This is a genomic window from Halolamina sp. CBA1230 (assembly GCF_002025255.2).
In the GTDB taxonomy this organism is placed as follows: domain Archaea; phylum Halobacteriota; class Halobacteria; order Halobacteriales; family Haloferacaceae; genus Halolamina.
Genome location: NZ_CP054588.1, coordinates 197,483 through 210,544, shown reverse-complemented (window position 1 = coordinate 210,544; position 13,062 = coordinate 197,483). Strand labels below are relative to the sequence as shown.

Here is a 13,062-nt window from a genome sequence, read left to right as displayed (position 1 = left end):
AAGGGCGACTGCAATGGTTCGACAGTTCAGCTGTGGCGACTGCGCGTTCATGGTTCGCTCCGACGACGACGACGAACTGATCGAGTTCGTCAAGCAACACGCCGACGACGCCCACGGGAGACGGGTGGCCGACGACGACGTGCGGGCCGGCTGGGAGGACGCCCCGATGGAGGCCGACGACTGAGTCCCGGCCGTCAGCTGGCTCTTTCGGCGGCGAACGGGCTGATTCCGGGGGAAAGCATTTATTCTCCAACAATAAACACCCCGAGGTATGCACAGACGGGCGTATCTGGCGTCAGTGGCTGGCGTCGCGGCGGCGGGGGTATCGGGCTGCCTACAGGGTGAGGCGGTGCTGCACGAGAACAACATCTCGGCGACGTCGCCGACCACGGAGTGGGAGGTGGAGCTGACCGAGGGGGATCGAATGCGGCTCGAGGTCGATCGGTCGGACGATCTGGGCGCCGTCACCGGCTACGTCCACCGCGCCGAGACGGACGAGGAGATCGTGTCGACGGCCGCCAGCAGCGGCCACGAGGAGTTCGTCGTCCCGGCGACGGGGGCGTACCTCGTCTCGATCGAGGTCGACGGCAACACTGGGGAGATCATACTCCGCGAGATGGGCTGAGCATGCCGGCGATCGTGCGCAGGCCACTCCCGCAGATCGGCGGCGCAGTTGGCCGAGCTTACTCGGTCGGCGGTGATCGCCGCCGCTCGAGCGACAGTTCATAACGAAACCCGCCGGCGCCCGAAAGCCGGGGATGTCACAACTCCCACGCACGCACCGGACGCTCAGGGTTCTCGTCGCCGTCGTCGCCGTGTTCGGGGGGACAGTCGCCGTCGCCCCCGCCGCGGCTGCGAGTAACGCCACGAACGGGTCGGCGGTCGACACGGCACTCGAACAGCAGCGGTCGCCGTCGCCGGACGCGAACCGGATCGACTTCCTCGAGATCCGCGCCGTCGACGACGGCGAGTACGCCTATCGGTTCCGGGTGGACGGGTACGTCCAGCGCACGCGCGTCGACGACCAGGTGAAGTCCGAAGCCAACGACCGCCTGCGCCGGAACGACGACGGCACCGTCACGGTCATCGGCACCACGGGGAACGGGCTGAGCGACGCCTACGTGATCGTCGGCGAGATCGTCGCGTTCCGGAAAACCGAGGGCGAGTCCGCCGGGCAGCTCACCCTGAACGGGCTGGAGCTCACCGTCGACGAGCTGCTGAACACCGAGACCGTCGAGGTCGTCTCGCGCGACGACGACGAGGCAGTCGAATACACGATCCGGGCCCGCGGGAGCGTCGAACGGATCAGGACCGAGGAGAACGTCGCCGGCGACGTGGACGACCGCATCACCCGCAACGACGACGGGACGGTGACGATCCGCGGCGTCACCGACGACCAGGACGGCGACGCGTTCCGGGTCCGCGGGGAGGTGCTCTCGTTCCGGCAGACCGGCGGCGAGTCACGGTTCCGGCTCCGACTCGACGGGCTCGACGTCGACCCGGAGACGCTCGAGGCCGGGGCGGGGCGCTTCCCCGGTGGCGGGAACGACGGCGGTGACGGGGATGACGGCGATAACGACGACGGTGACGACGGCAACGATGGGGACGACAACGGTGACGACAGTAACGGCCGCGACGTGACTCGCGTCCGCGAGTGTACGCGCATCGACGACCCGGGACGGTACGTCCTGACGAGCGACCTCCGGAACGTCGACGGTGACGCCTGCGTCGAGATCCAGGCCAGTGACGTCGCGTTCGACGGCGACGGCCACCGGATCGACGGCGTCGACGCCGCTGACTCCGTCGGCGTCGCCGTCGGCGCCGACGACGCGATCGAGAACGTGACCGTGCGCGACGTCGAACTGAGCGACTGGGACGCCGGGCTCCGCGCCTCGGCCCGCGGCGGCGGGAGCGTCACCGACGTGACCGTCGACGGCGTGACCAGCGCCTCGAACCGCGGTTTCGGCGTCCATCTCGCGGACGTGGACGAGGGACGAGTTCTGAACACGATCGTTCGGAACAACGGCGCGAGCGGGCTCCTGCTCGACGAGCCCGGGCCGGACTCCGCCGCCGTCGGAGTCCATGCCGCCGGGAACGACGGCTACGGGATCGTCGTGTTCGACGCCCCCGACGGGACGGTCGTCCGGGACAGTCGGGCGACGGGCAACGGCGGCACCGGCATCGCCACCTCCAACGGCGATCAGGACACCGTGATCCGGGACAACGTCGTCCGCGCGAACGGTGGCGACGGGCTCTCGCTGTCGGACAGCGCGGACGCCACCGTGCGGGGCAACGTCGTCCGCGCGAACGGCGGGTCCGGCCTCGTGGGGTTCGACGCCCGCGACGCGACCGTCGCCGGGAACGATATCCGCGGGAACGGCGCCTACGGCGTGGAACTGCGCCACGCGGACCGGACCACCGTCCGCGAGAACGAGATCCGGCGCAACGGGGACAGCGGCGTGATACTCCGGCGCTCCCACGACAACGTGATCGTCCGGAACGTCGTCTGTCGGAACCTCGCCGCCATGCAGATCCGCGCGGGCGCCGACTCGACGGGGAACGAGGTCCGGAACAACCGTCTCAGCTGTTGAGGGCCCGGCGCTCGTTCGGGACCGGCGGTGACGCAGGCCACGGCCCTCGCATTCTGGCGGTTCGCAGCGGGTAACGGGGGAATAACGAACCCACCGCGATAGCTACCTCGGGCCGAATGAAGGTCACCTACCTCAGTTCGGCGGCGATCCTGGTCGAGGCCGACGACGCGAAACTGCTCTGTGACCCCTGGCTGGTCGACGGGGCGTTCTACGGCTCGTGGTGTCACTACCCGCCACTTGAGGCCGACCCGGAGGAGTTCGACGACGTCGACGGGATCTACATCTCCCACATCCACCCCGACCACTTCGATCCGGCGACGCTCCGGCGGATGGACTCCGACATCCCGGTGTACATCCACGACTACCGGTGGGACTACCTCCGGAAAGAGATCGAGGCGCTCGGCTTCGACGTGACCGAACTCGACCACGACGCCCGCACCCCCGTCGCCGGCGACCTGCACGTCAACATCCTCGCGGCCGACGCCTGCGACCCGGAGATCTGTGGCAACTACTTCGGCTGCTCGTGGGTCGAGGAGAACCCGGAACTCGGCTCGACGCAGGTCGATTCGCTGGGCGTCATCGACGACGGCGAGCACACGGTCGTGAACCTGAACGACTGCCCGTACCCGATGGTCGAGACGAGCATGCGCCAGGTGAAGCAGCGCTACGGCGACATCGACCTGCTCTGTCACCAGTACAGCGCCGCGCAGTTCTACCCGCAGTGCATGCTCGACTACAGCCACGAGGAGAAGCTCCAGGCCCGCGACGAGGTGATCCAGGAGAAACACGAGCTCGCGACGGAGTTCGTCGACCTGCTGGAGCCGGAGTACTACCTACCGTTCGCGGGCGAGTACGTGCTCGCTGGCGGGCTCGCGGACCTGAACGAGTACACCGCGAACCCGCCCCGCATCGAGGCCTACGAGTGGTTCGAGCGGAACGTCCCCGACGACCACCAGTGTGTGTTCCTCAACTCGGGCGAGCATCTCGACCTGGCCGAGGGTCGCGTCTCACAGCCGTACGAACCGATCGACCAGGCGGCGAAACAGCAGTACATCGACGAGGTACTTTCGGAGCGAGTGCTCGACTACGAGGACGCGCCGATGCCCGACGCCGAAGAGCTGTACGACCGCCTCCCCGCCGCCTACGAGAAGTTCGAGGAGAACCGCCAGTCCGTGGGGTTCGAGACGGACACGACCGTGCTCGTCAGCCTGCTCGGCGACGAGTACGTCGAACTCACCTTCGACGGCACAGGGTACGAGCGAGTGCGCTCGCCGGATCTCGGGAGCTACGACGGCTACGTCAAGGTCGAAGTCGACCCGCGGCTGCTGAACTGGCTCCTCCAGGGGACCGAACACGCCCACTGGAGCGACGCCAAGATCGGCTCCCACCTCGGCATCGCCAAGCAGCCCGACATCTACGAGCGGCAGCTGTACAACTGTCTGGGCTCGTTCCACGCGTGAGGACCGATCGAGCGTCGTTCGCGGTGGCGAGAACTCAGCGGTAGCCGAGGTACTCGAGCTGTTTCGCCGTCTCCTCAGTGGTGTGTGTCCGGTCGGGCTTCTCATAGCTCGGTTCGTACTCGCCCGTATCGACAGCGGTGGTCTCCAGCCAGGGGACGCGCCGCAGCCGTGGATGCGGGACTCCCGTTGGATGGCTGTACAGCCCGAGGTGGCCGAACAGTTCGCCGTGATCGGCGGTGATGACCGCCCGCTCCGCATCGACGTTGTCCAGGAGGCGCTCGACCTCGTCGAGCCCCCAGCGGAGCTCGTCGAGATACCGCTCCCACACGCGGTCTCGGTCCCCGCCCGCTCGCAGGTAGTCGAACGGCCGGTACTCGTACCGTTCGAGCGGACGGTTCTCGCGGAGGGCGGTCGCTCGGAAGGGGCTGTGGGGCGGGAGATAGTGGACGAGCAGGCGGTCGGCGTCGGTCTCCCGTCCGACGCGGATCGCCCGATCCGTAGCGATCCCGGGGAGGGACGTTCCCCCATGCGGATCCATGGGTGCGTAGTCCGAGACGGCGTCGAACGTGTGGAAGGCGTCGGGACCGACGGTCTCCCATGACGTGACCCGCCCGGCGAGCGGTGATTCCATCGCGTTGCCGGCTTCGAGCGTGCGCGGTACCTGCGCGTTGCTACAGACGACCGCCGTCCTCCGAATCAGCTCACGGTGCTGGGCCGTGAACGTGTTCGCGGCCCACTCTCGGGTCGAACTCCCCACGCTATAGATCCAGTTCACGTCGTTCACGGGGTCGAACTCCGGAGCGAGACCGGCGATCGCGTCGTATCGGCAGGCGTCCAGCACGATCAGGAGATCCCACTCCCGACTGAACACGTTCGTGCCGAGCGGTCGTCGCGACGACGTGCCGAGGAGTACGGACTCCACTAGCGGCGCCACGGGAACCCGCTCACGGAGGAGGGATACGAGAGACATGGCGTCCCACTGGGTAACTACCCCGAGGGAACCAGTTCATAAAGCTACAAGCGGATTAACCTCGGTCGAGAAGCGGGACAACGGGAACGGTCGGAGACGTTCCCCACCGCAACCGCGCCGACGTCGAACGCTAGCCCGACATCTCCCCCGTGTCCTGTACGACCACCAGGTCGAACGCGGTCTCCGCCGGTTCGTCGTCGGGCGTGAGGTAGCCCGCGGCGAAGGCGGTGTACACCTCCCCGCCCTCGACGGTCACGTCGAACTCGCCGACGACCTCGCCGTCGTTCCCCTCGGTGTCGCCGCGGATCTCCAGCGTGTAGTCGCCTGCCGGCACCTCGGTGTAGCCGGACTCGCCGTACTCGACGCCGTCGAACAGCACCCCGTTACCGGCGGTGATGTCGACCGCTGGCGCGTCGGGCGAGGCGTGGACCGCCCGGACGCGCGCGGTGTCGCCGCCCGCCGGTTCGTTGTCGTCCTCGAGGATCAGCGGCTCGAACGACTGGTCGGCGTCCTCCGAGACCTCGCCGATCGCGGCGATGGTGTACGCCTGTCCGTCCTCGACGCTCACCTCACCCTCGAAGACGGACGTCTCCGAGTCGCCCGCCGGCGTGATCCGCACCGTGTACGTGCCGCCGGCCAGCGGGAGGTAGTCGCTGACGTCGCCGAAGGGGACGTCCTCCAGTACCGGCTCGTCGTCGACGTACACGTCGACGTTCGGCGCGTCCGGCGAGAGGTGGGCGACCCGGACCATGGCGCCGCCCGTAGCTGTCTCCGTCCCATCCTCGGTTCCCGTTTCGGTCCCCTCGGTCTCCGTCGGCGACTCCATCTCCGTCCCGCCGGCGGTCGGCGTGTCGGTCCCCATCCCCGTTCCGTTGGGTGAGCCCTCCGTCTCGGTCCCGTTCCCGCCACAGCCGGCGAGGAGGACGGTGCCCGCGACCGAACCGACGACCGCGAGATACCGACGGCGTGTTCGTTCGTTCGACTCCGACGAGTCTGCTGTGTAAACTACCCCACCCTACTCCCTCGGCGCATACGCGCCTCGGTCCTTGAGGGTGGGGCTTTGATGTGGACTCCCGCCAATCAGTCGCCAGCAATAGGCTGGTGACTCTTGCCGTTCACCGTCCCACCATTCACACGCAGGTCTACTTCTGCGTCTCCGCCCCCCGACTTGGGCGAGGAACGGAGTCTGTGTGTTCGCTTTCGGGCGTACCGTAGCCCGATGTTCTTCGCGCCGTTGTAATCCGCGTTCACCTCGTACCCGCATTTCTGGCACTCGAAGTGTTCTCCGTGGCGGTTGTCCTCGTGCGTGAACCCACAGTCCGTCCGCGAACAGCGTTGGCTCGTGTGGTTCGGCTCAACTTGCTCCACGGAGATACCCTGTTCGGGGGCCTTGTAGGAAACGTACTCGTAGAGGCGTCGGAACGCCCAGACGTGGTGCCACTTCGCGTGTGGAAGCCGCTCGCGTATATCGGTCAACTCCTCGAACACGATTACGTTACAGTCGTGTTCAACGGCTTCGGTGACAAGTTCGTTGGCGACGGTGTGGATGTACTGTTTCCGCCATGCTTCTTCACGTTTGCCGAGTCGAAGCAGGGCGTTATGCGCGGCTTGCGTACCGCGCTGTTGCATCTCTCCACGTCGCTTTTCGAACTCGCGGCACCAGTGGTCGTAGTCGTCGCCTTGCCAGAACGTGCCCGTCGAGGAGACGGCGAGTGAGTTAACGCCGAGGTCGATACCGAGGACCGTTTGGTCGGGGTGCTCAGTATCTGCCGAAACCTCTGCGTCGTTACTGTCTCCTTCGGAGTCGGATTTCCGAGTAGTGATATGGAAGTAGAACTCGTCATCCACTGCGTCGTACTGGAGCGTACTCGCTCGGAACTCGAACTCCTCGGACAGCACGTACCGTTCGTACGGTGTTGGGCTATCCGAGGGGAGTTCAAAGTCGCACTCGACACGTCCGGAGACTGTTGAGAGCGAGACTTTGTTCCGGTAGAACGTGGCGCTCCGTTTGTCGTAGAGCATACTCCACGACGTGAACTCCGGTTGACTCACCCGCTTGCCGTCCTTCCACCGTTCGACGCATGCTTTGACGGCTTGGACGGCACGTCGAATGGCTTCTTGAACGAGGTTGGCGGTGAGGTCGGTTTCGTCGCGGAGTTCGTCGTAGAGAGCGTCTCGTGCGGTCGTGTTGGTCGTAACGCACTCTGTGTGAGAAGTATCGGACCAACAGAACTCGGAGGCACGGTTGGCACAGTGAAGGAATTGCTGGGCGGATTCGTGGAGGTCGTCACGACGATCCTCGGGAACAATGAGTTTGACGGGAGCAGTACGTCGGACCTCCATGTTTCAGATGTGAGTCGGACGGTTCTTAATAGTGGGGAGTCGGCCGGTCGCAGTGTGCTGGTTGCGTCGTCCCATGTCGGTTTCCTCTCCGGTCTACTCGCTCACTCCGTTCGCTCCTTGAGGCCGGAGGCTCCACCTCGAAATTGCTGATTTCATCTTGTCTCACCGTCAGGAACGACGCCTTGAGAGGAGATAAGTCAGCACGATCTTTCACTCGGATGACCTGATACAGCCGAAAAGCGTGCGATAGCGGAGATATCGCTCGTGGGTAGGGTCGTCGGTTCCGAACCGTTCACGAACGGCGTTTCGAGGAAAGGACGGCTGTCGCCGCCGGGCAGGGGGGATCGTCCCGCCGCGGCGGTCTACTCCTTGAGGTGGACTTCGTCGCCGGAGATCTGCTGCACGCTGGCGTGGTCGACCTCGTAGACGTCCTGGTCGTCCTCGGCCCAGCCGAGCCGCCGTCGGATGCTCCGGGAGAGCGATCCTTTCGGCCGAACGTGGGCCATGTCGCCTTCGATCTTCTGAATCGTGCCGACCTCGTCACCGTCCGCGGTGACGACGGTCTTCCCTTCGTCGCTGTTTCGGAACTCTCGTACCATTGGTGTCTCTCCGGTGGGCGCTTCGGCGCGCCACCGGGTTGGGGGAGGGCCCGTCGAGGCTTCGTAATAGCCCTGCTACGGAACGTACGACCGTCCTTCCGGTCAGTAGGGTCGCCACAGGCCGCCGTTACGAGTTCGCGGCGCCGTAGTTCAGCAGCGACATCCCGCGTTTCACCGCGTTCACGGCGCCGTCGGTCGAGCGGGCGACCAGCAGTTCGCCCAGCGAGTCGGCCCAGCGCTCGGGGTGGGCGAGCACGCAGGCGCGGTCGACCGCCCCCTCGCGGAACAGCGCCGCAAGGTCGGCGGTCGTGTCGGCGGTGACGCGCTTCTCTCCCTCGCCCATCGTGTGGTCCTTGATCTTCAGCTCCCCGTCGAGCCACGTCCGCCCGGTGTCCGAGAAGTAGACCACGTCGGCGAAGTCCATCGAGAGGTACGCCTCGCCGAGCAGGTCGTACGCCTCGAAGTCGGGGGTCTCGTGGGCGGTCCACATCTCCCGGTTGTCGTACGACGACAGGGGGTTGCCGTGCATACAGACCGTCTCGATCGACCCGGGGGACTGCCGCCGGAACCGGTCGAGGTTCCCCGCGAACCGGTGGTGGGCCGCCGCCAGGTCGCCGTTCGTACGGACGTAATCCTCGTAATGGTAGCCGATCTCGTGGCCCAGCCCGCGGACGCGGCGGACGCGGTCGGCCTCGAACGTCGACGTGCGGTAGTAGTAGGTCGCGCTGGCGCCGTGCTGGGCCTCGACCCGCGCCATCCGGAGCGCCCGCGCCGGCATGCGGTCAACGTCGTGTCTGAGGATCACGAACCGTTCGGGCAGATCGTCGCTCCCGAGGTACTCACGGACCGTGAGGAACTCGTAGCCGCCCGCGTCGATTGCGTCGAGGAGGGTCTCGTACGCGTCGGTCGTGAAGCTGTCGCTCACCGCCATCCGCGCCCCACGGTGTACTGCCGGTGGTTGCTCCCCGAGAGGTCCAGCGCGTCCCGGCCGTCGACGACGACCGCGGGCGGTGTCGCGTCCCAGTCGATCGCGTCGAACGCCTCGTGGGCGGTCGCGAGCACGACCGCGTCGGGCGCGTGGCCGGGCAGGTCGGCGGCGTCGATATCCGTCGCCGCCAGCCCGTCGGCGTCGACGAGCGGGTCCGCGGCGAGCACGCGCGCACCCCGGTCGGCCAGCTCCTCGCAGATGTCGATCCCCGGGCTCGCACGGATCTCCCGGACGCCGGCGCGGTAGGTCAGCCCCAGCACCGCCACCGTCGCGTCCGTGAGACGGTCTGCCGGACGGTCTCCCTCGCGTTCCGACCCGTCCGCGAGCGCGGTCCGCCCGTCGGTCGCGCCGTCGGGCCACGCGGCCAGCCCCTCCGCCACGCGGTCGACGACGAACGACGGCATCGAGTCGTTGACGCCGCGGGCCGTCGAGAGCGTCGGAACGTCGCCGTCGAGCCAGTTGAGCACGAAGTACGGGTAGTAGGGGATGCAGTGGCCGCCGACGCCGGGTCCGGGGGTGTGGATCTCGCAGTACGGCTGGGTGTTGGCGGCGTCGATCGCCCCCCGCACGTCGATGTCGAGCTCGTCGGTCAGGCGCGCGAGGTCGTTCGCCAGCGCGATATTGACGTCGCGGTAGAGCCCCTCGAACACTTTCACCGCCTCCGCGGTCGTGGCGTCGGCGACCTGGACCACCTCGTTGTCGACGAGTTCGCCGTACACCAGTTCGGCGGCGCGGCCGCTCTCGTCGTCGGCGCCGCCGACGACTTTGGGGTGGGTGCCGCGGACGTCCGCCAGCGCGCGCCCGCTGGAGGTGCGCTCCGGACAGACCGCGACGCCGAACGTGCCGGGCGCGAGGTCGCTCTCGGCGACCAGCATCGGGTGGAGCACGTCCCGCGTCGCCCGCGGGGGCAGCGTCGACTCGAACACCACGAGATCGCCCGGGAGCAGCCCGTCAGCCACCTCGCGCACGACCGCCTCGACCGCCGAGAGGTCCGGTCGCTTCTCCTCGTCGATCAGCGTGGGGACGACGACGACGTGGATCGTCGCATCCCGGGCCGCACTCGCCGCGTCGGTGGTCGCAGTCAGCGCGCCCTCGTCGGCGAGCGACGCGACCAGCGAGTCCAGCCCGGGTTCGCCCTGCACGTGCGACTCGCCGGCGTTCACCGCTTCGACGACCGCCTCGTCGATGTCGACGCCGGTCACGGCGCCGGTGTGCTCGGCGTACACCGCCGCCAGCGGCAGCCCCATCTTCCCGAGGCCGTACACCGCGACCGGGAACTCGCCCGCCCGGAACTGCTCGCGCTGCTCGGCCGGCGGGGCCGCGGAGTCGTACAGTGACGGCGTCACAGCGACACCTCCGTGGTCTCGCGGTCGGCAGCCATCGCGGAGACCTGTCCCGCGAGTTCGACCGCGCGGATGCCGTCCTCGGCCGTGACGAGGGGCTCGGTTTCGTTCGCGGCGGCGTCGAGGAACGCCGACAGCTCCCGCTTCAGCGGCTCGCCGCTCTCGACGAACGGCCGCTCGACGACGCTCTCGATCCGGTGGCGCACGTCGCCGTCGGCCGCGACGTACTCCGGGCGGGAGCGCCGGTGGACCGAGACGGTCTGGTCGAGCAGGTCGACGACGACCCGGCAGTCCTCGGCGGTGACCGAGAGCCGACGCACCCGCTCCTGGGTGAGCCGGCTGGCGGTCAGCGTGGCGACGACGCCGTCGCCGTCCCACGTCGCAGTCGCGTACTCGCCGTCGATGCCGGCCGCCGAGACGAGCGCCGGCTCGTCGTCCAGCAGCGTACAGAGCAGGTCGATGTCGTGGATCATCAGGTCGAAGGCGACGTCGGCCTCGATGTCGCGCTCCACCGGCGGCCCCAGCCGCTCGGCCGTGACGGCGACGACCGAGAGGTTCTGGAACGCCGAGAACAGCGTCCGAACCGCGGGGTTGAACCGCTCGACGTGGCCGACCTGGATCGTGACGCCGGCCGCCTCGGCGGCGGCGGCGAGTTCGCGGCCGACCTCGGGGTCCGCGACGAACGGTTTCTCGACCAGCACGTCGACGCCGGCGTCGATGCAGTCCCGGACGACCGGCGCGTGGGCGCTGGTCGGCACCGCGACCGAGACGGCGTCGACGGCGTCGAGCAGCTCCGCCGGCTCGAAGATCGACGTGTCGAACTCCGTCGCCGCGGCCGCGGCCGCGCTCACGTCCGCGTCCTCGACGCCGACCAGTTCGCTCTCGGCGAGTTCGCGGTACACGCGGGCGTGGTTGCGGCCCATACTGCCGACGCCGATCACGCCGGTCCGCAGCGGGTCGCTCACGAGTCCATCACCTCCGCCTCCGGCGTTGCGGTCTCGACGCCCGCGTCGAACGTCTCGACGGCACGGGCGATCTGCCGCAGGTCGTCGACGTCGAGTCCGGGGTGGACCGGCAGCGAGAGCACGCGGTCGGCCGCCCGCTCCGCGACCGGGAGGTCGGCGTCGTAGTCGGCGTAGGCGGGCTGTTCGTGGATCGGGGTCGGGTAGTACACCGCCGAGGCCACGCCGCGCTCCTCGAGATGGTCGGCGAGGGCGTCACGCTCGTCGGTGCGGATCGTGTACTGGTGGTGGGCCGAGCGCGCGCCGGACCGCTCGGGCGGCGTCTCGACCGCGGTGTCCTGCAGGCGGTCGGTGAGGTAGGCGGCGTTCCCCCGCCGGGCGATGTTGAACGACGGCAGCCGGTCGAGCTGGACGCGACCGATGGCCGCACAGACGCTCGTCATCCGGAAGTTGTGGCCGACCTCGGCGTGTTCGTAGCCGGAAACGCGGCCGTGGTCGATGAACCGGCGCAGGCGCTCGGCGAGTTCGGGGTCGTCGGTGGTGACGATCCCGCCCTCGGCGCTGGTGGCGTTCTTCGTCGGGTAGAAGGAGAAACAGCCGGCGTCGCCGATCGAGCCGACCGCCTCCCCCTCGTAGCGCGCGCCGTGGGCCTGGGCGGCGTCCTCGACGAGCGCCACGTCGTGCGCGTCGGCGAGCGCGCGCAGTCGGTCCATCTCGGCGGGCATCCCGTAGAGGTGGACCGGCAACATCGCGACCACGTCGTCGCGTTCGGCCAGCACCTCCGCGACTGCGGTGGGGTCGAGCGTCAGCGTCTCGGGGTCGATATCCGCGAACACCGGCTCGGCGCCGGCCAGTCGGATCGCGTTCGCGCTCGCGACGAAGGAAAACGGCGTCGTGATCACGGCGTCGCCCTCGCCGACGCCCAGCGCCTCGAACGTCGCGTGCAGCGCGGTCGTCCCGTTCGTCGTGGCGACGGCGTGCTCGACGTCACACAGCGCCGCGAACGCCGACTCGAACTCCCTGACTGCGGGGCCGTCGGCGAGCTGGCCGCTCGAAAGCACGGCTTCGACGGCCTCGCGTTCGGCCTCGCCGACGTCGGGGGCGGCGATCGGGATCATGCGTCGTTCCCTCCCTCGAGTCGGTCGGGCAGCGGTTCGTACTCGGCGGGCGCGCCGACAGCGAGCGTCTCCGGGGGGACGTCCTCGGTGACGACCGCGTTGGCGGCGACGAACGCCCCCTCGCCGACGGTGACGCCGGGGAGGACGGTCGCGTTCGCGCCGATCGAGACGTCGTCCTCGATCGTCGGCCCCTCCAAGTCGGCCTCCTCGCGCAGCGGGTAGGGGTCGTTGGTCAACACGGCGTGCGGGCCGAGGAACACGCGGTCGCCGAGCGTGGTGTTCCGCGGCAGGTAGACGCCGGTCTGGAGCGAGGCGTCGTCGCCGACGGTGCAGTCGCCGTCGACGACGGCGTGGGTGCCGACGAGCACGTCGTCGCCGAGCACCGACCCCTCGCGCACGACCGCGCCGTGGCCGGTGGTGAACCGGTCGCCGATCGTCACGTCGCCGTAGATCACGCTGTGGCTCCGGATCGTCGGGTCGGCGCCGATCGTCGGGCCGCCGGCGGCGCTGCCCAGCGTCGCCCCGGGGTGGACCTCCGCGTCGGCGTCGGTCTCGGCGTCGGTCATCGACGCCCACCTCCCGAGTGGGGGGCGGCACGACGAGCGGTGCTAGAACGCCTGACGGTCGGTGGCTGGTCGGGTAGATGTGACGCGTTGAACATTGTCGGTTCCGCCGATGGCGGGTACCA

General features: G+C 68.5%; 13 protein-coding genes. 4 read left to right on the top strand and 9 right to left on the bottom strand.

What is annotated here, in order from left to right:
* Positions 1 to 13 precede the first annotated feature (13 nt).
* The 4 genes from B4589_RS16270 to B4589_RS16255 all read left to right on the top strand — a co-directional run bounded on the left by B4589_RS16270 (position 14) and on the right by B4589_RS16255 (position 4,051).
* Positions 14 to 184 (top strand): DUF1059 domain-containing protein, encoded by a 171-nt coding sequence (locus tag B4589_RS16270; protein WP_079232307.1) that lies wholly within the window; start codon positions 14 to 16, stop codon positions 182 to 184.
* Between the two features lie 87 nt (positions 185 to 271).
* A complete protein-coding gene (locus B4589_RS16265) occupies positions 272 to 625 on the top strand; it encodes a hypothetical protein (protein WP_079232308.1) in 354 nt (117 codons plus the stop codon).
* Between the two features lie 133 nt (positions 626 to 758).
* Positions 759 to 2,591, top strand: a complete 1,833-nt coding sequence (locus B4589_RS16260) for a nitrous oxide reductase family maturation protein NosD (RefSeq protein ID WP_079232309.1) — start codon at positions 759 to 761, stop codon at positions 2,589 to 2,591.
* A gap of 116 nt (positions 2,592 to 2,707) precedes the next feature.
* Positions 2,708 to 4,051 carry an MBL fold metallo-hydrolase gene (locus tag B4589_RS16255; protein ID WP_079232310.1) on the top strand — a complete coding sequence of 448 codons (1,344 nt, stop codon included), beginning with the start codon at positions 2,708 to 2,710 and terminating at the stop codon, positions 4,049 to 4,051.
* A 34-nt stretch (positions 4,052 to 4,085) separates the two neighbouring features.
* Here B4589_RS16255 and B4589_RS16250 read toward each other — a convergent pair whose 3' ends face one another.
* The 9 genes from B4589_RS16250 to B4589_RS16210 all read right to left on the bottom strand — a co-directional run bounded on the left by B4589_RS16250 (position 4,086) and on the right by B4589_RS16210 (position 12,940).
* Positions 4,086 to 4,973 (bottom strand): hypothetical protein, encoded by an 888-nt coding sequence (locus B4589_RS16250; protein WP_079232311.1) that lies wholly within the window; start codon positions 4,971 to 4,973, stop codon positions 4,086 to 4,088.
* Between the two features lie 178 nt (positions 4,974 to 5,151).
* Positions 5,152 to 5,883, bottom strand: coding sequence for a DUF4397 domain-containing protein (locus B4589_RS16245; protein WP_079232312.1), 732 nt, complete (start codon positions 5,881 to 5,883; stop codon positions 5,152 to 5,154).
* Positions 5,884 to 6,101: 218 nt separating this feature from the next.
* Positions 6,102 to 7,364: an RNA-guided endonuclease TnpB family protein gene (locus B4589_RS16240; RefSeq protein WP_079232313.1), complete on the bottom strand. Its 1,263-nt coding sequence runs from the start codon at positions 7,362 to 7,364 to the stop codon at positions 6,102 to 6,104.
* A gap of 362 nt (positions 7,365 to 7,726) precedes the next feature.
* The gene (locus B4589_RS16235) at positions 7,727 to 7,963 is read right to left on the bottom strand and encodes a hypothetical protein (protein WP_079232314.1); all 237 of its coding nucleotides are present in this window, start codon (positions 7,961 to 7,963) and stop codon (positions 7,727 to 7,729) included.
* Between the two features lie 127 nt (positions 7,964 to 8,090).
* Entirely contained in the window at positions 8,091 to 8,894 is an 804-nt protein-coding gene (locus tag B4589_RS16230) for a hypothetical protein (RefSeq protein ID WP_394353859.1), read from the bottom strand.
* Positions 8,885 to 10,297, bottom strand: coding sequence for a nucleotide sugar dehydrogenase (locus B4589_RS16225; protein ID WP_079232315.1), 1,413 nt, complete (start codon positions 10,295 to 10,297; stop codon positions 8,885 to 8,887). Before B4589_RS16225 ends, B4589_RS16230 begins: the two co-directional genes overlap by 10 nt.
* Positions 10,294 to 11,259, bottom strand: coding sequence for a Gfo/Idh/MocA family protein (locus B4589_RS16220; RefSeq protein WP_079232316.1), 966 nt, complete (start codon positions 11,257 to 11,259; stop codon positions 10,294 to 10,296). The genes B4589_RS16225 and B4589_RS16220 overlap by 4 nt, the downstream gene beginning before the upstream one ends.
* Positions 11,256 to 12,374, bottom strand: a complete 1,119-nt coding sequence (locus B4589_RS16215) for a DegT/DnrJ/EryC1/StrS aminotransferase family protein (protein ID WP_079232317.1) — start codon at positions 12,372 to 12,374, stop codon at positions 11,256 to 11,258. The genes B4589_RS16220 and B4589_RS16215 overlap by 4 nt, the downstream gene beginning before the upstream one ends.
* Positions 12,371 to 12,940 carry an acyltransferase gene (locus B4589_RS16210; RefSeq protein ID WP_176330560.1) on the bottom strand — a complete coding sequence of 190 codons (570 nt, stop codon included), beginning with the start codon at positions 12,938 to 12,940 and terminating at the stop codon, positions 12,371 to 12,373. The genes B4589_RS16215 and B4589_RS16210 overlap by 4 nt, the downstream gene beginning before the upstream one ends.
* Positions 12,941 to 13,062: the final 122 nt, after the last annotated feature.